Source organism: Candidatus Margulisiibacteriota bacterium (assembly GCA_041650855.1).
GTDB lineage: Bacteria > Margulisbacteria > WOR-1 > O2-12-FULL-45-9 > XYB2-FULL-48-7 > JALOPZ01.
The window spans coordinates 787006-807024 of the sequence record JBAZKJ010000001.1; the positions used below are offsets into that span (position 1 = coordinate 787006).

Annotated in this window: 16 protein-coding genes; 7 read left to right on the forward strand and 9 right to left on the reverse strand. The window is 56.7% G+C overall.

The features are described from left to right. Positions 1-3 precede the first annotated feature (3 nt). Entirely contained in the window at positions 4-963 is a 960-nt protein-coding gene (locus WC529_03875; protein MFA5113420.1) for a hypothetical protein, read from the forward strand. On the opposite strand, the gene WC529_03880 is transcribed toward WC529_03875, so the two are convergent. Both WC529_03880 and WC529_03885 read right to left on the reverse strand, forming a co-directional pair. Continuing rightward, on the reverse strand, positions 938-2416 hold the full coding sequence (locus WC529_03880; protein MFA5113421.1) for an ATP-binding protein: 1479 nt from the start codon (positions 2414-2416) through the stop codon (positions 938-940). The genes WC529_03875 and WC529_03880 overlap by 26 nt on opposite strands. Before the next feature lie 668 nt (positions 2417-3084). Further along, positions 3085-4284, reverse strand: a complete 1200-nt coding sequence (locus tag WC529_03885) for an SDR family oxidoreductase (GenBank protein MFA5113422.1) — start codon at positions 4282-4284, stop codon at positions 3085-3087. Between the two features lie 860 nt (positions 4285-5144). Here WC529_03885 and WC529_03890 point away from each other — a divergent pair. Then, complete coding sequence (locus tag WC529_03890; GenBank protein ID MFA5113423.1) at positions 5145-6374, forward strand: ATP-binding protein; 1230 nt, start codon at positions 5145-5147, stop codon at positions 6372-6374. On the opposite strand, the gene WC529_03895 is transcribed toward WC529_03890, so the two are convergent. From WC529_03895 to WC529_03920, 6 genes are read right to left on the reverse strand one after another with little or no spacing between them, the layout of a single operon-like run. Beyond that, positions 6358-7530 carry an LL-diaminopimelate aminotransferase gene (locus WC529_03895; GenBank protein ID MFA5113424.1) on the reverse strand — a complete coding sequence of 391 codons (1173 nt, stop codon included), beginning with the start codon at positions 7528-7530 and terminating at the stop codon, positions 6358-6360. The genes WC529_03890 and WC529_03895 overlap by 17 nt on opposite strands. Beyond that, a complete protein-coding gene (gene dapF / locus WC529_03900; GenBank protein ID MFA5113425.1) occupies positions 7517-8290 on the reverse strand; it encodes a diaminopimelate epimerase in 774 nt (257 codons plus the stop codon). The genes WC529_03895 and dapF overlap by 14 nt, the downstream gene beginning before the upstream one ends. Before the next feature lies 1 nt (position 8291). Beyond that, complete coding sequence (queD, locus tag WC529_03905; protein ID MFA5113426.1) at positions 8292-8645, reverse strand: 6-carboxytetrahydropterin synthase QueD; 354 nt, start codon at positions 8643-8645, stop codon at positions 8292-8294. Between the two features lie 2 nt (positions 8646-8647). After that, on the reverse strand, positions 8648-9508 hold the full coding sequence (gene murI / locus WC529_03910) for a glutamate racemase (protein MFA5113427.1): 861 nt from the start codon (positions 9506-9508) through the stop codon (positions 8648-8650). 19 nt (positions 9509-9527) lie between these two features. Then, positions 9528-10538, reverse strand: a complete 1011-nt coding sequence (locus tag WC529_03915) for an N-acetylmuramoyl-L-alanine amidase (GenBank protein ID MFA5113428.1) — start codon at positions 10536-10538, stop codon at positions 9528-9530. Then, positions 10531-11850, reverse strand: a complete 1320-nt coding sequence (locus tag WC529_03920) for a CCA tRNA nucleotidyltransferase (GenBank protein MFA5113429.1) — start codon at positions 11848-11850, stop codon at positions 10531-10533. The genes WC529_03915 and WC529_03920 overlap by 8 nt, the downstream gene beginning before the upstream one ends. 68 nt (positions 11851-11918) lie before the next feature. Between WC529_03920 and WC529_03925 the strand changes: the two genes are divergently transcribed. The 4 genes from WC529_03925 (at position 11919) to WC529_03940 (ending at position 18360) form a co-directional block, all read left to right on the forward strand. Then, positions 11919-13478 carry a glycosyltransferase family 39 protein gene (locus WC529_03925; protein ID MFA5113430.1) on the forward strand — a complete coding sequence of 520 codons (1560 nt, stop codon included), beginning with the start codon at positions 11919-11921 and terminating at the stop codon, positions 13476-13478. Positions 13479-13549: 71 nt separating this feature from the next. Continuing rightward, entirely contained in the window at positions 13550-15421 is a 1872-nt protein-coding gene (locus WC529_03930) for a hypothetical protein (GenBank protein ID MFA5113431.1), read from the forward strand. Continuing rightward, positions 15418-16182: a class I SAM-dependent methyltransferase gene (locus WC529_03935; GenBank protein ID MFA5113432.1), complete on the forward strand. Its 765-nt coding sequence runs from the start codon at positions 15418-15420 to the stop codon at positions 16180-16182. The genes WC529_03930 and WC529_03935 overlap by 4 nt, the downstream gene beginning before the upstream one ends. Before the next feature lie 21 nt (positions 16183-16203). Beyond that, positions 16204-18360 (forward strand): ATP-binding protein, encoded by a 2157-nt coding sequence (locus WC529_03940; GenBank protein ID MFA5113433.1) that lies wholly within the window; start codon positions 16204-16206, stop codon positions 18358-18360. Here WC529_03940 and WC529_03945 read toward each other — a convergent pair. After that, on the reverse strand, positions 18341-18814 hold the full coding sequence (locus WC529_03945) for a response regulator (protein MFA5113434.1): 474 nt from the start codon (positions 18812-18814) through the stop codon (positions 18341-18343). The two genes, WC529_03940 and WC529_03945, sit on opposite strands and share 20 nt — an antisense overlap. Positions 18815-18893: 79 nt before the next feature. Between WC529_03945 and WC529_03950 the strand changes: the two genes are divergently transcribed. Continuing rightward, positions 18894-19973 carry a putative glycoside hydrolase gene (locus WC529_03950; GenBank protein ID MFA5113435.1) on the forward strand — a complete coding sequence of 360 codons (1080 nt, stop codon included), beginning with the start codon at positions 18894-18896 and terminating at the stop codon, positions 19971-19973. Positions 19974-20019: the final 46 nt, after the last annotated feature.

Genomic DNA, 20019 nt, shown 5'->3' on the forward strand with positions numbered 1-20019 from the left:
TATATGGCAAAAATATTTTGCGCCGAATATCCGACAATGATCAGAAGCTATATCCAGCAGAAGCTAAAGCCCGACGTCTTTAAGGATGGTAAAAAGCCCGCCGGTTATCATCATTATTACCGAGGGATGAGAGAGGAGGAAGTGCCCCGTTTGCTCGAGCCCCGATACAGTTTCGGCCCGCATACCGGCGATGAGCAAGAAGCAGGGAGATATCACGCCGAGGTAATTGGGTGGTTTATCACGAACGCTCATCAAAGTTATTTGCCAAGCGAAGCCAATGTTACGTCTCCCATTGGGGAGGCGACGCCCAATGAATTGGATAACAGGTCGAAAGCCAAATTGATATTAAAGTATGGGTTAGATCCAAAAAGTTGCTGGAAACCGTATTTTTCGGCGGAATGGGAAAAGGTCCATGAATCATTACGGAGAGATGAATCATTAAGAGCTGTCCTGCTTGCTGAGCGTAGGCTTCTTGAGATAAAAAACTTTTTCCCTAATGCGGAGATAAATCCATATGAATATATCCCTCTGTTTGATTGTGTCGACGGCCAACAAGCAAGGACCTCTGCGCAAGCGCTCTTTGAGCATCTGACCGGTCAAGCCTTTGTCAATAGGCTTTACCAGCTGAGCGACAGGGTAAGGATGTGTGGTTATTTGCCGTTAGAATCCATCTTATTGCCGGAGTTGATCTCAACCTTGTTCCTGCCTTTAGATATCGATCACGGTCGCTTGAATATAAACCTTGATAATTTTATGAGCGCTTATTCATTTCTTATGCGGTTTAACAGCTCGATGCTTTTCGGAGAAATACGGGGGCAGTTTTTACCTGTTATATTAGCAGCCATTTATGGCGCGCCAACGATCGACAGCACCTTTCCGCTGGTGTTTGGGAATCATCCTCCCCATGGCAGTTCTAAAGTATTCAAGTATGAACGCCTCACGCCCGCGGTAAGCAGATCGTAAAAGTCGTCCCCTCGCCGACGTGGGAATCCACATAGAGCGTTCCGTGGTGTTCGTCGACGATCCGCTTGGTGATGGACAACCCCAACCCCGTGCCGCTCTCCTTGGTGGTAAAGAAAGGATCGAAGACCTTTTTCAGCTGTTCGGCCGGGATCCCCGGCCCGGTGTCCATGATCGAGATCTTGACCTCTTTTTCGTCCTGCCGGACGGTGATGGCCAAGTCTCCTCCCTGCTTTCCCATGGCCTGGACGGCGTTGGCGATGATGTTCATAAAGACCTGGACGATCCGGTACTTGTCGGCAATGGCGATCGCCTTTTCCTCGTTCTCGGCCGGATAGTGCTTTTTGACGAAGACGTTGTTCTTGCGGGTCTCGTAAGCGAGGACGGCGAGCGTTTTGTCGATGACCGCGGTCATCTCGGTCGGCTCCAGGCGGAGCTCGTGCTGTTTGGAGAAATCCGACAGCCCGTCGATGATCAGTTTCATCCGCTCGACCTCCGAGGGGAGCATCTTGATGACGCTTTCCTTAAAGGCCTTGTTGTCCCAGGCGCTCTCCATGGTCTGGGCGACCGTCAATAAATAGGTGAGCGGGTTCTTCAGCTCGTGGGCGATGCCGGCGGTGGTGGTGCCGAGCGCCGCCAATTTTTCGCTTTTAATGACCTGCTCCTGGTTCTTCTTCAGCTCTTCCAGGATAAAGGCGTACTCGATGCTGATCGTTGCCTGGTGGCCGAGCGTTTCCAGGAATTCGACGTCCTCGCGCGAGAACTGCTCTTCCGACATTTTGGGCCCGAGGCAAAGCAGCGCCAGCAGGGTCGGCTTGTTAAAATATTCGCTTTCCGAGATATTGGGGATGACCAGCGCCGCCTTGATCTGGTCGAGCTCGGCGAGGATCCGCTGGTACCACGCCTTTTGCTGGTCGCTCAGCTTTTTGTCATCGCGCAGCCGGTAGCTCAGCTCTTCGCGGTCGATCTCCTTGTAGCGGAGCGCCAGCTCCTGGATCAGCGCCGAGTCTTCGGGGAGGGTCTGGCCGATCAGCTCTTTGGCTGTCCCTTCGCCGGCGCGAAGGACGTATTTTTTCGTGACCCGGTCGAGGACCATGAGCGAAGAGTTGGAAAGCTTCATCGATTTCCACAATAAGTACGGCGCGATCCGGGCAAAGCGGTCGAGGTCCGCCATGGGGCGGGCGAGGGCGTGGGAGTACTTGTTGATGATCGACTGGTATTCGTAGCGGGTGCGGAAAAACAGCTTGTCGATCCCTTTCTGGACCAGGTCGCGGAGCGGCTGGAACACCAGTGCCACCACGAACGCCGCCAGGATGCCGACCCAGATCGAGCTGGTCCCCATCGTTGCCCGCACCACGTAATCGCTGATCACGATCACCGACAGGAATATCCCGGTAATGATGGCGGTGAGAAGGGAGTAGGCGGCGGTCTTCTTGATGACAACTTCGATATCCATGAGCCGGTGACGAAGAATTGCGTAGGCAATAATTGGGATGCAAATAAACGCAATAATATATCCGAAAGGGTAGACTTCTAAATTAAAGTTTTGTAGATAATCAACGCAGCTAAAAGAAGCTACAAAAAATGCAAATAGAACGTATCTTATTTGTTGTTTTTGAGCAAAAGGTTTTTCTTCTCCTTGTTTTGTGTATGCACTATAAAGAATATACACGGTCCATAAAAACATGCTGCCGTAAAAAAGCACCCAAAAAGGATAAAAAATGCCAACGCTCGGATAATATCCCCAGAAATAATTGTGCATCCCGTTAATAAAATAGTCGGTTCTAGAAGCAATGATAAATATTAAGCCAATCAGGTATATGTAGGGCAAGTATTTCTTCCGCTTCTGGTCTTGGAGAAAGGTAATAGTGAAATGATAGAGGGAGATGGGGATAAAAATCACCCCTAAGTAACCAAGCCTCGCCCAAAAAACAGCATTAGCGATATTATCGCTTGCATACATCAAGGCATAGCCGAAGGCCCATAATCCAGTGCTGCCGCAAAGGAGTGAAAACGTTCTGTGAAGAGTAGACTTGCTGTCTCTGCTAAAAACAAATAGGCCAAAACAAAATAAACAAATGCTAGAAAACAAAGGAAGGATAGAGTATATATTGAAAGATAATGTCATGGTTGATGGATGACTCCAAAATAATTATGCGCAGCAAAAGCCAATAGCTTGTTGAGATTCTCTTCATTTATGGGAGGGCATGAAAGGCCATGTGCTAGATCGGTCTTTTCAATGTTGTCTAGAGAAAAAGTTATTTCCTCGCTCAAGCCATAGGGGGTAAATATTTCTCCAACGGTTTTGTAATACAGTTGTTCGATCTTGTTTTTGTCCGTAGGCTCTTCTAATACGTATTTATATCCATGCATATTAAGTGTTTTAAAAATGGCATCACCATAAAACTGATTAGGGGTTTGATGCCTATTTGCTAAATGGTAGCTCTCTGAGGAATCCGAATCAAGGCAAGCGAAGTAGAGCGCTTTGGCGGCATAGTCAACCGGAACAATGTTAAGGCCTCCTCTCGGGTTAAAATGTATTCTTATAGGGATTTCCAATGGCTCAGAGAAAAGATGGGGCAAGTTGTTTATAATCTTATATTTATAACGCAAGAAAAAAGCAGCCCAGGCATAAAAAACATCAAATTTATTAATGTATCCAATGGGAGGCTCAATCAATCTGCCGCCTATGGTTGAGGGGCGGAAAATCTTTGTTGGAATACCAGAATTCTTGGAAAAAGATCTTACAAGAAGTTCTGCTAACAGTTTAGATTGTTCATAAGGGTTTCTAAAGGTTTCGTCTGCATTGGCATAATCTGCTCTGACTAGGCCTGTTTTGCTCCCGCATGAATATGCCGAACCAACATAAATGAATTGCTTCACGTTTAGTGTACTAATTAAATCTAAGACCCTTTTTGTGCCATTAACGTTGACATCATAAAGTTTATGCTTAATAATATCGCCAGATCGGAAGTCCGTAAGCGCAGCAATATGGAAGAAAAGATCAATATCTTTTCTTTTTAGAATATTAAAGCTGTCATCGGAAATGCCTAAGTTGTTATGGGTTAAGTCAAAGAATATTGGGACAGAACGGCGAAATATGTTTAATTTATTATCTTCGCTAAGGTGCCCATTATAGCCTAAGTAATATGACCCCTCTTTATCAATTATGTTTTCTAACCGATTGTCTAAGGAGGTGTCAATTCCGGATCGGCCGAGAATAAGAAGCTCGAGGGTGTCCATCTTACCAATGTACTGTTTAATAATTTCAAAAAGAAGATTCCTGCCCAAGAGACCAGTTGCGCCAGTCAGTGCAATCCTCATATAATTGTTATGATTATGCCAAGAATAATAGAATAAGTAAAGAAATATAATGAAGAGAATAGGGATAAGTAATTATGATTGTTGACGTACTAAGATTATCATTGTTGTTGGGAGTATTAACCAGCTCTGTTGTTTCAATTTATGCATTATTAGTAGGGCCTAGAAGCTCAATTAAATGGAATTGGGCAAAGCTTGGGATTTTTGTTGGGTTTTTATGCTATGGCGAGTATTTGATGCTGTCCGCAAAAAGCTTGAGCCAGGCGGAAAGGGCCATGCTTCCTTTATTTATAGGGGGCTTTTTTGTCCCAACAACATTTCTTGATTTTGTTTTTTCGTATTTAGAAGATAAAAATCGCATAATTGTTCGGCTGTCTTATTTGTTAAGCACAATATTATTTTGCGCTTATTTGCTTGGCTATTTTGCTGATGCAGTGTTTATGAGCGATATTGGTATATATTGGTGGAAAGCAAAGCCTGTTTATCATTTTTATGTCGCCCATTTATTTGTGGCAGCTATATACGGGGAATGTTTGTTGTATAAGGCTTATAAGGTGAGCTCAGGTATTAAGAAAAACCAGGTGCTATATTTGTTCTGGGCATCTGCGCTAGGGTTTGCTTGTGGTGCCTCCGGGTTCTTGCCTGTGTATTTCCCAATGATGCCAATAGGGTTTTTGCCTTTTTTTATTTATCCGTTAATTATATTTTACGCGATGATAAGGTATAGGCTCATGGATGTAAGAGTAATCGTGCAGAAAGGCTTAGTGTATTCAATTTCGATCGCAGCACTCACTAGTATTTACTTGTTTTTAGTATTTTCAATAGGCCAGCTAATGCAAACAAAAATAGGATATGACCCATTGATGGTCGGGGGTGTATTTATATTTATTTTCGCCCTTGCCTTCCAGCCCCTCAAAGACAAGATCCAGGAATTCATCGATAACCGCTTCTACAAGAGCAAGTACAGCTACCAGAACATGCTGAAGCACCTGAGCCAGTACGCGGTGTCGGTGATCGAACTGGATAAGCTATTGAAACTGATCAGCGAGAAGGTTAGGGACATTATGAAGCTGGACGGGGCGACGATTCTGATCGAGGAGAAGGAACTTGCCGGCAACGCCGCCATGGTGAAGCTGCTCTTAAAAGAACGGGTGGCGCTCGATCAGGAAGAACTGGCCCACCGGGCAATAACGAAGAACGCCCCGGAACTGGCGCTGGCACAGGAAGAAATGCGGCGGCTCGGCGCCGCGCTCTCGATCCCGCTCTTTTTCGAAGAAAAGCTGATCGGCCTGTTTAATTTGGGCAACAAACTGTCGCAAGACATGTTCACCGACGAGGACCTCGACCTCCTGACGACCCTGTCCAACCAGCTGGCGATCGCCATCGAGAACGCCCGGCTGCACGAAGCGAACCTGGCGGCGCAAAAACAGCTGCTGCAGGCGGATAAGCTGTCGGCGCTCGGCCGCATCGCCGCCGGCATGGCGCACGAGATCAAGAACCCGCTGGCCGCGCTGAAAGGGATGACGCAGGCGATCGACAAGAACGCCAACGACCCGGAATTCCTGGAAGACTTTAAGCGGGTAGTGCCGAAAGAGATCGACCGGCTCGACGGGCTGGTCGACGGCATGATCCAGCTCGGCCGGCCGCCCCGGCTGATCTTCGCGCCGGTGCAGCTAAACGAGCTGATCGAGCACGACTTGAAACTGTTCGAGCACCGCTGCCGCAACCACCAGATCACGATCGGCAAGGAGCTCGGCCGGCTGCCGGAGATCAACGCCGACCCGCAGCAGCTAACGCAAGTTATAACGAACCTGATCTTGAACGCGATCCAGGCGATGCCGACCGGGGGCAAGCTAACCATTAATACTCGCGCGACGGCTGGCGCGGTCATCTTGGAAATAGCCGATACCGGCCGGGGGATACCGGCGGATAAGGTCAAAGATATCTTTGAGCCGTTCTTTACCACCAGAGAAGAAGGGCTGGGCTTAGGGCTGGCGATCACCTACCAGATCATTAAAGGGCATAACGGGGAGATAACGGTAGAAAGCCGGGTTGGGGAAGGGACCAGGTTCCGGATCACGCTCCCCCGCTGATCCCCGCTTTTTTCAAGCGCTGAATGGCTTCCGCGATCCGCTCTTTCGGCAGGGTAATGGCAAAACGGACGTAACCTTTGCCGGAGGGGCCGTAACCGTTGCCGGGAACGACCAGAATGCCGCACTTGTCGAGCAGCTTTTCGGTGAAGGAAGCGGACGTTTCGCCTTTCGGCACCGGGACCCACATGTAAAATGTCGCTTGCGGGCGGGCCATCTTCCAGCCGAGCGAATTTAGGCCATCGATCAAGACGTTGCGCCGCTCCTCGAACACTTGCCGGTTGTCTTCCACGCATTGCTGCGGGCCGGACAGCGCCTCGATCGCGGCCAACTGGACCGCCTTGAAAGCGCCGCTGTCGATGTTCGACTTGAGCTTCGCCAGCGCGCCGACCGCTGCCTTGTTGCCGACCGCCATGCCGATGCGCCAGCCGGTCATGTTGTACGTCTTGGAGAGGGAGTGGAACTCGATGGCGACATCTTTCGCCCCCGGGAGCTCCAAAATACTCATCGGCCGGTAGCCGTCATAGCCCATTTCGGAGTAGGCGAGGTCGGAGACGAGCAGCAGATCGTTCTGCCTGGCGAAGGCGACCGCTTTCTCCAGGAACGCTTTGTCGCAAACCGCCCCGGTCGGGTTGTTCGGATAATTGACAAAGAGGATCTTGGCCCGCTTCAGGATGTCGGCCGGGACCCGGTCGAGGTCGGGGATAAAGTTGTTCTGCGCGGTGAGCGGCAGCAGGTACGGTTCGCCGCCCGCCAGGGTGGTGCAGATCTTGTAGACCGGATATGAAGGATCGGGGATCAGGGCAACATCGCCCGGATCGATAAAGCAGAGCGGCAGGTGCGCGATGCCCTCCTTCGAGCCGATCAGACAGCAGATCTCGTCGCGCGGGTTCAGCTCGACCTTGAAACGCTTCTGGTACCATTTGGCAACGGCTTTGCGGAAAACGAATTCCCCTTTGGAAGTCGGGTAATTGGCCGCCTCTTTGCTGTCCAGCACCTCGCGCATTTTGGCGATGATATGCGCCGGGGTCGGCAGGTCGGGATCGCCGATGCCAAAATCGATGACGTCGACGCCGCTTTTGACCAGCTCCGCTTTCTTTTCCTCGATCTTGACGAACAGATAGGGCGGGATCAAATCGAGTCTTTTAGCTGTTTTCATAATTCCCCTCAAAGACGGTCTGGGCCGGGCCGCGCATTAAGATATGCTCCTCGTCGTTCAACTCGATGTCCAAATTACCCCCGGGGAGACGGACTAACGCCCGCCGGCCGGTCTTGCCGGCCAGGTGGGCGGCGGCGACGCAGGCGCAGGCGCCGGTGCCGCAGGCGAGCGTTTCGCCAGCGCCCCGTTCCCAGACAATCACCTCGAGCTCCTTGTCGCTCAAGACCTGGACGAACTCGACGTTGGTCCGGTTCGGGAAGTGGGGATCGTTCTCGACCCGCGGGCCGATGACCGGCAAGTCGATCGCGTTGACATCGGCGACGAAAGCGACAGCGTGCGGATTGCCCATGGAGATCTTCTGGAATTTATGGCCGGCGAGGGAGACTTCCCCTTCAGCTTTGGGTATGCCCATGTCGACTTCAACGGCGAGGACCTTGCCGCCGTCCAGGATAACGGCCGGCAGGATCGTCCCGGCCAGCGTTTCGACCGAGATGACCTCTTCTTTGAGCTTATCGGTCTCGTAGACGTACTTGGCGAAACAGCGGATCCCGTTGCCGCACATCTCGGCCTCCGACCCGTCGGGGTTGATCACCTGCATCCGGTAGTGCGCCTTCTCCGACGGCCAGACGATCAGCAGGCCGTCCGCGCCAACGCCGAAATGCCGGTCGCAAACCGCCTGGGCGAGCTGCTTCAGGTCGAGCCCGTCCAGCTTGGTTTTGCGGCTGTCCACGAGAACGAAATCGTTCCCGAGGCCGTGCATTTTAATAAAAGGCAGCATAGGTTGTCGTCGACTCCCAAACGACCACTTTGGCGATCGTTTTAAAACGCTTGCGCAGCTGTTTGAAGATCGTTTCCGCCAGGTTCTCCGAGGTCGGGTTCTTGATCAGGAACGGCGCGACGTCGTTGAGCAGCCGGTGGTCGAACGGCCGGAGAACGGCGGACAGTTCTTTCTTGACCACCTTAAAGTCTTCCATCAGGCCGATCTTGTTCAGCCTGGTCCCGGTCAAAAAGACCTGGACCCGCCAGGTGTGCCCGTGCAGGTTTTCGCAGGCGCCTTCGTAACCCCGGAGAGCGTGGGCGGCGTCAAAAGTGTCTTCCACCATCAGCTCGAACATCACTATATTATAACATGTTTGGCGTGGGTGATCGGTTTGCCAAGCAGCCGGGAACCGACCTCCTGGAACTGCAGGACGGGGCCGGTGACCAGGAACTCATGCTTGGGGGGCGGCGAGTTCTTTCCCTTGACCGTGCCGGCCTTTTCCAGCAGTTTTCTCGCCTCGGCGACCGCCGTCTCCGCCGGGTCGACAAAAGCGACTTCCGGGCCGGTCCGCTCGCGCAGCAGATTGGCCAGGTGCGGGTAGTGGGTGCAGCCGAGGATCAGCGTATCGATCTTTTCGTGCAAGAGCGGCTTTAAGTATTCCTTAACGACCTTCCTGGTCTCGTCCGCCTCGGTAAAGCCCCCTTCGATCAGCGGGACAAAGAGCGGGCAGGCCTGGGCGAAGACGACCGCTTCTTGCTTCAGCTCGGCGATCTGTTTTTGGTACGCGCCGGAGTTGACGGTGCCGGCGGTGGCGATCAGGCCGATCCGGCCGGAGCGGGAAGCGGCGACCGCCGCGCGCGCGCCGTGCTCGATCAGGCCGATCAGGTGGACCTTGTAGCGGTCCTTGAGGAGCGGGTAGGCGATGGCGGACGACGTGCCGCAGGCGACGACGATCAGCTTGACGCCGTGCTTGTCGATCAGGAAGGGGATGATCTCTTCGTTGAACTTGACGATCTCTTCGGCCGGCCGGCCGCCGTACGGCACGCGGGCGGTGTCGGCCAGGTAGACGACGTCTTCGTGCGGCAGCTGGCGGAGGAGCTCGCGGTAAACCGTCAGGCCGCCGACGCCGGAATCAAAGATCCCGATCGGCGAAGAGGGCGGGACCTTGCGGTCCTCGACCTTGCCGGCGCTCTTGCCGACCACCCGGTCGGTCGCCACGTGCCTGATGATCGTTACTTCAGAAATAGTTGATCACTCCTTGCGCGATCGCCGCGGCGACCTTGGCCCGGAACGACGCCGAGTTGACCAGGTCGTTCTCGTCGTTGTTGGACAGGTAGGCCGGTTCCAGCAGGACCGACGGCATCCGGACGTTCTTGACCGTGTAAAAACTGACCCGGTGGAGCCCCCGGTCTTTCCGGTCGATCCCCCGGACGACCGCTTCGTGCATCACGGCGGCAAAACGCCGGCTCAGCGGATTGTAATAGTAACTCTCCGAACCGGAAATGCCGCTCTGATAAGTGGAATTATAGTGGATGGAGACGAAAATGTCAGCGCCGCTCCGGTTGGCGAAATCAACCACGTCGTACAGGTTGGAGCGGCGGTCTTCGTTGCGCGTCAGCAGGACCTTGGCGCCGGCTTCCCGCAGCAGCTCAGCCGCTTTCTGCGCGGTGTCCAGGGTCAGGTCTTTTTCCGGCTTACCGCGGCCGTTCGCCGCCCCGGGATCGTCGCCGCCGTGGCCGGGATCGAGAATAATCGTTTTGCCGCGCAGCTTGGCCGTTGGCGCCGCGGCGGTAGGCGCCAGTTCGAGCGGTTTGAGCGCTTTGGCTTTGCGCCGGAAATAGACCTTTTCCGCCGCCACCTGCTGGGCAAAAATATTGTCGAGCCGGTCGCCGATCTCGATCACCGACTTGTCGCGGCCGAACACGTTGACGATGTCGTAATCGATCGTCCGCTTGAGCGTGACCACGATCCGGGCGGTGCGCGCGTCTTTCCGGACGACCTGGATATTGGCGATCCGCCGGGAGGCCTTTTTCGCCAGCCTCAGTTTCTTGCCGACCGTCGCGCCGGGAAAGTCGAGATAGAGCTTGTCCTCCAGGAGCAGCCCTTTGGCGACGACGTAGCCGGTGGTGTAAACGTCGAGGTAGTCATAGCCGCGGTCGCGCTTCATCTCGACGGAGCAAAGCTCGACCTGGGCGGCGAGCGCGAACGTTTGCAGGCAGAGCAGCGCGAAAAACGCCTTCTTAACCATGCTTTTTGATCAACTTCAGCAAGGTTTGGCGGTCATTCAGCTCGGGGTCGTCGAGGACTTGTTCGAGCAGGGCGCGCAGGACCTGGCCGACCTTGGGCTCCGGTTTGATCTTGAGCGTCTTCATCACGTCTTTGCCGTTAACTTTCAGATCGCCGATGTGGAGGGCGTTCGCCTCGGCGACGATCCGGTCGATCCGCTGCTGCAGCTCCGCCAGGTAGGCGTTGCCGATCGTCTGCCGCATCGCCCGCGTGTCGGCCAGGCGGAGGGCGAACAGGTCGGGGACGTTGGCCGGGCCGCCGATCCGCCGGATAAAGCGGCGGACCGCCGCGTCGCTCCAGGCGCTCTTATAGTCGAACATGTGATTGGCGATCAGGTTGACGGTCTGTTCGATGTCGGCGTTGCTGAACTTCAGGCGCCGCAGCAGTTTCTCCGCCATTTTGGCGCTGACCTGGTCGTGGTCGTAAAAGGTCATCCCCTCCTTGCACGACGGTTTGCCGATGTCGTGGAGGAGGGCGGCGAGCCGGACCGTTAACCGCTCCTGGGGGGCGGCGTCGCAGGCGTAGAGGCTGTGCCAGTAGACGTCGTGCTGGTGATATTCCGGCGGTTGTTCGACCCCGCGGCACTTGGCCAGCTCCGGCAGGAAAAGCGGGAGCAGGCCGGCCTGCGCCATGTAGTCAAAACCGACCGACGGTTTGTCCGCCGCGAGGAGCTTGACCAGCTCGTCGTGGACCCGCTCCAGGGCGACTTTTTTCGCGATGCGCAGCGTCTGGGCCATGCCGGCCAGCGTTCTTTCCTCGAGCCGGAAGCCGAGGGTCGCCGCGAAGCGGCAGCCGCGGAGCGGCCGCAGGCCGTCCTCGGCAAAGCGGGCGACCGGGTCGCCGACCGTCCTGAGCACTTTGCCGGCCAGGTCTTTCCGCCCGCCGAAATCATCGAGCAATTCGCCGCTCTCCGGGTCGTAGGCGAGGGCGTTGACCGTGAAATCGCGGCGCGCCAGGTCGCGATGGATGTCGTCGGTGAACTTGACGTTGTCCGGGTGGCGGCCGTCGACGTACCGCTCGTCCGACCGGAAAGTCGTCACTTCGTAATGGCCGTCCGGCAGGATAACGGTCACCGTGCCGTACTTGAGCCCGGTCGGGACGACCTTGGCGAACAGTTTTTTGACCTCGGCCGGCCGGGCGCTGGTGGTAATGTCCCATTCGTGAGGCGTTTTGCCGAGCAGGGCGTCGCGCACGCAGCCGCCGACCGCGTAAGCTTGATGCCCGCGGGTTTTCAGCTCCCGGATAATAGCGGCGGCGCCGGCCCTGATCTCCATAGCTGGTTTTAGTTTAGCCCAAGGCAAAACTATTGTAAAGGCAAGGGGGGTATAATATAATAACCGGCATGAAGCTCTCTGATTTCCAGAAGGGCCTGGTCATTGTCCTCACAGCTTTTGTGGTCCTGGGCGGCCTGCTTTTTATCAATCGCGTCCTGCTCGGCGACGCTTTCGCCAAAGAAGAAGCCCAGCACGCGCTTTACGGCCTGGCGCTGGCCAAGGATGTCCGGGCGCTCGACCTGAGCGGCTTCTGGTACGACACCCAGCGGCAGATGTTCTGGCCTTTTCTCCACTCCTGGGTGCTGTCGGTCTTTTTTCTCTGTTTCGGCGTCAGCTATTTTTCCGCCCGCTTTCTCAGCTTCGCGATGTTCTTCGCCACCCTGCTGATCACTTACCTCGTTTCGGTCAAATTTTGCGACCGCCAGGGGTGGCGGATCGGGGCGCTGGCCTGCGTGCTGGCCCTGACCTCGCCGCTGATGGCCCGTTTCGGCACCGAGAACACGCTGGAGGGGCTCGGCGCGCTGATCTTTATGGCGGCGTTCTATTTTTACATCCTGACCGAAGAGAAAAAATTGACGGTCAACTACCTGATCCTGGCCGTCCTGCTCGGCCTGTCGATCTACACCAATTACCTGTACGCTTACCTGATGGTCCCGGCCTTTATCGTCATGACGCTCGGCAAGCTCGGACCGCTGGGCGCGGAAGTCGTGACGCTAAGCAAAAAAGGGGAGAAGGCGGCGGTGCCGTTCTTCTGGTGGGCTTACCGGAAACTGGTGGTGATCGGCGTGCTGGCGGTCCTGATCGCCGCCTGGTTTTTTACTTCCACCTTTAACCGGAAGATCATGCTGCTGCTGCAGGCGATCTTCCGCTATTCCGGCGGCGAGCAGGTCGCCGGGATCGGCAATATCCTGCTTTACTACCCGCGGGCGATCATCAGCCACTTCAGTTTTTCTCCCTGGCTCGGCCTGCTGATGGTGATCTCGCTGTTCCTCCCCTGGGTCGCTTTCCGTTTTCCCAAGACCGGCAAGCTTTACACTTTTGTCTGGACGGCGCTGCTCCTGGCGACCCTGACGGTCCCGACCAAGGCGCCGCAGTTCATTTACATCATCGCGCCGTTCGTTTTCATTATTTTCGCGGCGACGGTATTCTACCTCCTGGAAAAATACCAGCGGGCGGCGGCCGCCGGACTGGTCGTGATCCTGCTGCCGGCGCTGATCTGGCTGCCGCAGCTGGGCGGCCTTTACCAATCCGGCCGGTCGGGGGAACGGATGATCCAGGTGCTCGGCTTTTTCCGCGGCAACATCCTGCCGCGTTACCCGATCGCGGCCGGCATGAACCTGCAGCGGCTTAATCCCGAAGGGATCGCTTTCCATTTCTGGGACTGGAACGCGCCGGTGCTGGCCGATCCGATCGTCGGCGAGGCGGAAATGTTCCGCGCCGCCCGGTATTTCCTGGCGGTGGAACTCGATCCGGCTATCCCCTATACCGAAGAGGTGCTTGATGACTCGGTCCACCGCTGGAACAGTTTCCTGAGGGAAAAATCCCAGCTCGGCGAGATCAAAGAGGAGCTGTCGCAAAGTTTTCCGGGTTTAGGGCTGGTAGCCCGGATCTACGTCAAGAGCCGCTAACCGGCGCCGCGCCCGCTATTTGCCCGTTTTTGCTTGAAATTCCCCCCTTTTTTTGCCGATAAATACCCGGAATGGTAACAGGAACACCAAAAGCCGGGGGATACCGGACGCTGGCGGCCGTCAGGGAGCGCCTGCAGCCGCTCGGCATCAGGGCGGGACATGAACTGATCAAGCGGTTTTGCCGGTTGAACGAGAGCTCTTATCGGGAAATTCTCGGTTTAGTCGATACGGCCAAACGGCTGAATCCTAACCTTGATACCATTGTCCTCCCCACGCGCTTGCAGGAAAACCAGAGCTTTGCCGGCATCTCGGAGATGCAGGTCCGCGAACATATTTTCGGCAATACTTTTAACCTGCGGCGCCTGATGGCCGACATGAACGAAGCCATCCGGTTGGCGAGCGTTTTCACCAAGGAAACCAGCCGGAGCCAGCAGACGCAGCTGGTCGACCTGGTCGACGCGCTGGGGATCGCGAAACAATTGTTCCGGACCATGGGGCCGGACGCGACCACCGAAACGGTCGTCGACCGGATCCAGGCGGTGGTCAATCTCCTGAATTTCCGCAACATCCAGATCTATTTCCCGGCCGACGGCGGCAAATGGGAGCGGAAATATTCTTCCTCGCCCTGGATGATGAACGGGCACTCCAAGTACGATCCGGCCGGCGGGGGGAGCGAACCGCAGACCACGCTGAAAAGCGTGATCGAGGCGCCGGGGCAGCGGTTCATCGTCGATATCGCCGAGCCGGGATCGTTCCGCAGCCAGGGGCTGGTCGCCGACGAGCATTCGATCAGGAACGACCTGGAGCTGTCCAAGGGCCCGAGCCAGATGATCTTCATTAAAGTTGTTTCCCCGCTCAGCGGCGAGCTGGTCGCCGTGGTGCAGATCCATAACCGGGTTCAGCTGACGGAAAAAGCCGCGCCGAAGCGGCTGCTCCCCAACCAGGAAACGGCGGCGACCCGGGTGCTGACCCAGCTGGAAGCGATCTTTGACGAAGCGGCGCTGGCGCTGGCGAGCGTCCGTTTGAAAGAAGGGAGCCAGACCAAACCGGAACTGAACGAATTGGAAAAACGCGCGGTGCTGGAACAGGGCGAGCTGCGGGTCTTGCAGGGACAGCGGGTCCGGTTGTATGAAGCGCCGGCCGAGAAGTTCTACACCCGCCTGAACGGCGTGATCAACTGGCTGCGCGACACGATCCTGGGCGTCTATCACGGCACCCGGACAGCCGCGGGCAAGACTAAGCCGGAGCTGATCAAAGCCCTGTCGCTGGAAGACGAGAAAATGAACGAACGGGTGATCTACTCGCGCTATACGGCGCTGATCGAGGGGGCGCCGGGCGAGGAGCACGATCTGCTCGGCATCGTCTCGTACAACCTGTTCGACGTCAAAGTCGGCGATCATAACGTCGGCGTCCTGAAAGTGCCGGAGGCGATGATCAAGAAAGAGGCGCGCGGCCGTAAGATCCTGGTGGGGCTGACCCTGGAGATCGGCCGGCGGCAGCTGCTTAAATACTGGTTCGACAACGGCCTGTTCAAGGGGTTCTGGCTGGCTTTGACCCACGGGATCCCGATCTACGGAACGACGCAGAGCAAGCGGGCGATCAAAGACATGATGCGGCTGGCTAACCTTTCGGTCCGCAACACCGTGGAAGGACGCGGGCTGACGGCCGAGCAGAAAGGCATTATCGAGCACAGTTCCGCCGGCAAGGCTACCAAGGACGGGGTCGAGCCGGAGGCTTACGGCGGACGGATCGCGATCGACGAAGAAGAGCAGGGGATCGTCGTTTTTGGCGGGAAGAAAGAAGCGGCGCTCAACAAACTGCTGGCGGAGCTGGGCGTGAACGGCCGGCTGCACATCGTCGGTTATATGACGATCGGGGTCGGGATCAAGGTCGCGCTGGAACTGCTGTGGACCAGGCTCTTCGGGAGGAAAAAGAGATCATGACCATGACCGGCGGAATTAAAAGGAACTTTTGGCGCGGCTATTTCCACGTCTACGACCGGAACCGGTCCACTCCGTACCTTAAATTGCTCAAGCAAAACGCCGCGCTGGTGGTCAACGACCATCGCTACGGCACTTTTCTTGACCTGGGCTGCGGCACCGGCAATTCCACGGCCGCCGTGGCGGCGGAACTGATGGGCGGGCGCGTCCTGGGGCTGGACAACTCGCCGGAAGCGCTGGAGCGCGCCCGGGACAAGTTCCCCCGGCTGCGCTTCACCTGGGCCGACATGCAAAAGGCGTTGCCGCTGGGCGACGCCAGCGTCAACGGCGTGCTGGCCAATAATTCGCTCTATCTTGTTTCCGACCCGAAACAGACGCTGCTGGATATCCTCCGGGTGCTGAAACCGGGCGGGCGGCTGGTCATGACCAACCCGGTCGACAATGTCGATACCACCCGGATCTTCCGGGAACACATGGCAGACAAACGAGCCGATTACCGGCTGCGCTACGGCGCCGCCATGGGCCGGGTCTTTACCGCCGCGCATTCGGTGGAAGCGATCATGAATTACCTGCTCCTCCTGCCGTTCGAAATGGTCCTGAAATATAACGTCAGGGTCGGTTCCCACTTCTGGCCGCTGGAAAAGTGGGAAGCGGTCATCGACGCGGCCCGGCAGGAAGGCCCGTACCGGTTCAGCGTCCAACCGCCTTTTACCGCTTACGCGGGGACCAACTACACGATCGTCATCGATAGATTGCCGGCCTGATCCGTACTATAATAGCGCAGTATGGATCTTAGTGGCCCGGTACTGCGCCGGCCGGCTTTTAACCCGGCGCTCCTGATCCTGATCGCCGCCGCCGCGCTCGGCACGCTCTGGCTCATTATCAAACAGCAGGACCTGCCGGTCATTTCCAGCTTTTACCTGGTCATTACCCAGCTCTATCTCGGCTATTTCCTGCTGGCCAACAATCCGCGTTCGCCGATCAACGTCTCTTTCGGTTGTTTTTCTTTTTCCCTGGCGATCTGGAACCTTTTTTCGATCCTGGTCATTCACGTTCCCCCGGCGGCGCCGCTTTTCTGGGCGGATTGGTACATTTTTATCCCGGCCGCGCTGATGATCTATTTTCTCTTCTACTTCACGATGGTCTTCCCCAAGCGGCAGGAGTTCTTCCGCCCCTGGGCGCAGGCCCTGTCGATCTTGCCGGCGCTGCTGCTGATCGGGCTGGTCTTGGCCGCCCCGCAGTCGATCATCAGCAAGATGGTGATCGCCAAAGGGGTCCGCTCGCCGGTCTTTGGCCCGGGGTACGACCTGTTCGGGATCTACGGGCTGGGCTATATCTTGATCGGCGCCGTTAGCCTCTGGCATTCCTACCGCCGGGCCAAGGGCTCGGAGCGGGCGCAGATGTTCTATTTCCTCATTGGCGCCCTGTTCTCGGTCACCGGCTTCATGCTGACCAACCTGATCATTCCCTGGACCATGACCTCCGCGCTCGAATGGATGGGGGCCTGGTTCTCGCTCAGCTTTATCGCTTTTACCGCTTACGCCATCACCAAGCACCAGCTGATGGACATCTCGGTCGTGATCAGCCGGACGGTGGCCGAGCTGATGGCGATCTTCCTGCACGGCGCCTTTTACCTGCTCCTGGTCGGCCTGTACCGTACCGTGACCGGCGCGGTGATCGAGCCGCTGTTCCTGATCTTTACGGTGCTGTACGGCGTGATCGTCGGCCAGACGCACCAGCCGATCCGTTTGTTCCTGCAGACAACTTCAGAAAAATTGTTCCTGCGCGGCAAGTACGATTATTATACGGCGCTCTCCGCCGCCAGTTCGCGCGTGGTCGAGAAACTTTCCCTGCCCGACATTCTCCGGGTCCTGTACGAGACTTTCGGCGACGTGATGGAGATTTCCCGGCCGCGGATCATGCTGCCCGAGGCTTTTACCGAACCGGAAAAAGAATCGGGCGGTTACGTCGTGTTCGACCGGCAGGGGAGCCGGTCCCAGGCGGAAAGCGAACGGATCGGCCTGGCAGATCCGCTGGTGCCGCAACTGATCGCCCGGCGCGCCCCCCTGCTTGATCCGCACCACCCGGAACACGCCCTGATCGTTCCCTGCCTGCTCGAAGAGCGGCTGATCGCCCTCTTTGTCTTTGGCCCCAAGCTGTCCGAAGACCCGTACACCGAAGAGGACCTCCGTTTGCTGCAGGCGCTGTCTAGCCAGGCGGCGGTCGCCCTTGACCATACCCATTCGTACGCCAAGATCAAGGCGGACCTGGAGGAGGCGGAGCGGCACCTGGAGCGGTCGCGGCGGCTTGCGTCGCTCGGCACGCTGACCGCCGGCGTGACCCACGAGATCAGGAACCCGCTGACCGTGATCCGGGGGGAAACGGAACGGCTGGCGAACGAAACGCGCGACCTGGCCTATCTCCAGCAGTTCCGCGACCTACTGCTCAAGCACATCGACCGGATCGCCGGGATCGTGGAGCGGATGCTCGGCCTGGCCAAAGAAAAGCCGCGGCACGAAGTCCCGGTCGACCTGAACGAGCTGATCGGCGCGACCGTGCCGCTTTTTACCGCCGAACAAGTAGCCATCGGGACGGAGATGGGGAATATCCCGCAGATCCCGGGGGACCCGACGGCGCTGCAGGAAGTGATCGTCAACCTGATCCAGAACGCGATCGAGGCGATGCCGGGGGGCGGGCAGTTGAGATTGCGGACTTTGGCCGAAGACCATCGGGTGATCCTGGAGGTCAGCGATACCGGCAAGGGGATACCGGAAGAGATCAGGGAAAAGATCTTTGACCCGTTCTATTCAACGCGGCACGAAGGCGTCGGCCTGGGGTTGTCGATCGTTTACCGGATCGTCCGCGAGCACGGCGGCGATATTAAAGTCTCCAGCGAAGTGGGGAAGGGGACGACTTTCCGGATCAGCCTTTCGGCCGCTTGAACTCCTCGCGCTTTTCGATGTGCTTCTCAAAAGTGTCCAGCACCATCTTGGCGTCCTTGCCGGCGAAAAAGTTGTCCAGCGTGGTCAGCAGCTCCTGGGTCTTGAACGGTTTCTTGATGTAGTTGACGACGAAGCCGGAAGTGGCTTTGTCCCATTTTTCCTCGTCTTCCCAGGCGGTCAGCATGGAAACCCCGATATCCTCGCCGAACTCCTTGCGCACCTTCCCCAGGAACGTCAGCCCGTCCATTTCCGGCATCTTGATGTCGAGGAAAATGAAGCGGATCCGGTTGCCGCCGAGGCCGAAAAAGACCTTGTTCTTGGCGAGATGCCCGAGCGCTTCCCCGGCGGAATTGGCCGTGAGCACGTCGTACTTGCCGCTGTCCCGGATCACGCTGTTAATGACATTGGCGACGTCAACTTCGTCATCGACGACCATTACTAAAGGCTTTGCCATGTTGGGTCCCTCCTCTGTTCGGTCGGGCATATTTTCCCACGAAAAGGACGCCGCGTCAACTTTGTGCTAAAATGGGAGCGTGAAAAAAGCGGTTTTACTGGTCATTCTGCTGCTGGCGGCCTTTGCCGCGCTCTCCTTTGATTTCCAGGCCAAGCTCGGCGAGGTCCTGCCTAAACAAAAGCGGACTTCCGACAAGGGGATCTACCTGACCGCCTACACGGTCCAGCTCCCGGTCAAGTTCGGCCGGATCAGGGAGCAGTGCAAGCAGGCGGGGATCAATACGCTGGTCATCGATGCGAAAGAGATCTTGAGCCGCGATTTTTTGGAACTGGCGCGGCAGAGAAAATTGACGCCCGAAACTAAAGCGAGAGTCAGCCCCTGGCTGGCGAAACTGACCGAAGAGCTCCACCGCGACGGTTTTATCGTGACCGCCCGACTCGTCGTCTTTAAGGACGACCATCTCGTTCTGACCCGGCCCGACCTCGGGATCCACCTGGCCGGGGGCGCCCTTTACCGCGACCGGAAAGGGGGGAAATGGGTCGACCCCTACATTGCTGAAGCGCGGCTGTACAACTGCCTGATCGCCGAATCGGCCGCGCTCTCCGGCGTGGACGAGGTCCAGTTCGACTACATCCGCTTTCCCGCCGAAGGGACGGCGAAATACGCCGTGTATCCGCACGCCTCGCCCGAAACGACCCGGGTCGACATCATCTGCCAGTTCCTGAAAGAGGCGCGGCAGCGGGTCGCCAAATACAACACCGCGCTGGCGGTCGATATTTTCGGCGTCACCGCCTGGCGGAGCGAATACGATATCGAGATCCTCGGCCAGGACCTGAAGCGGATGGCGCCGTACCTGGACACTCTGTCGCCGATGCTTTACCCGTCGCATTTCCACAGCGGCTACGACGGCTTTGCCAATCCCGGTTCCTATCCTTATTACTTCATGGGAACGGGGGTCAAGAAAGCGCTCGAGATCCTCTCCGGCGAAAGCACGGTCCTGGTCCCGTGGATCCAGGGTTTTAACATGCGCTCGCCCAATTACGGGCCGAACTATATTTTGGAACAGGTCCGCGCCTGCAAGGACGCCGGGGTCGACCACTTCTTGATCTGGAACGCCGGCAACGTTTACGATGTCTCCTTTTCCGCGCTGAAACGCTGAAATCACGACGTTAAACCGCCGATAATAGGCTATATGGGGGGACTGT

Excerpts from the sequence above, each read along its gene's own strand:
- WC529_03880 (MFA5113421.1), bottom strand. The coding sequence starts at position 2,416 with ATGGATATCGAAGTTGTCATCAAGAAGACCGCCGCCTACTCCCTTCTC.
- WC529_03895 (MFA5113424.1), bottom strand. The coding sequence starts at position 7,530 with ATGAAAACAGCTAAAAGACTCGATTTGATCCCGCCCTATCTGTTCGTC.
- WC529_03945 (MFA5113434.1), bottom strand. The coding sequence starts at position 18,814 with ATGGCAAAGCCTTTAGTAATGGTCGTCGATGACGAAGTTGACGTCGCC.
- WC529_03875 (MFA5113420.1), top strand. The coding sequence starts at position 4 with ATGGCAAAAATATTTTGCGCCGAATATCCGACAATGATCAGAAGCTAT.
- dapF (MFA5113425.1), bottom strand. The coding sequence starts at position 8,290 with ATGCACGGCCTCGGGAACGATTTCGTTCTCGTGGACAGCCGCAAAACC.
- WC529_03915 (MFA5113428.1), bottom strand. The coding sequence starts at position 10,538 with ATGGTTAAGAAGGCGTTTTTCGCGCTGCTCTGCCTGCAAACGTTCGCG.
- WC529_03920 (MFA5113429.1), bottom strand. The coding sequence starts at position 11,850 with ATGGAGATCAGGGCCGGCGCCGCCGCTATTATCCGGGAGCTGAAAACC.
- queD (MFA5113426.1), bottom strand. The coding sequence starts at position 8,645 with ATGTTCGAGCTGATGGTGGAAGACACTTTTGACGCCGCCCACGCTCTC.
- WC529_03925 (MFA5113430.1), top strand. The coding sequence starts at position 11,919 with ATGAAGCTCTCTGATTTCCAGAAGGGCCTGGTCATTGTCCTCACAGCT.
- WC529_03935 (MFA5113432.1), top strand. The coding sequence starts at position 15,418 with ATGACCATGACCGGCGGAATTAAAAGGAACTTTTGGCGCGGCTATTTC.
- WC529_03890 (MFA5113423.1), top strand. The coding sequence starts at position 5,145 with ATGGTCGGGGGTGTATTTATATTTATTTTCGCCCTTGCCTTCCAGCCC.
- WC529_03940 (MFA5113433.1), top strand. The coding sequence starts at position 16,204 with ATGGATCTTAGTGGCCCGGTACTGCGCCGGCCGGCTTTTAACCCGGCG.
- WC529_03930 (MFA5113431.1), top strand. The coding sequence starts at position 13,550 with ATGGTAACAGGAACACCAAAAGCCGGGGGATACCGGACGCTGGCGGCC.
- WC529_03885 (MFA5113422.1), bottom strand. The coding sequence starts at position 4,284 with ATGAGGATTGCACTGACTGGCGCAACTGGTCTCTTGGGCAGGAATCTT.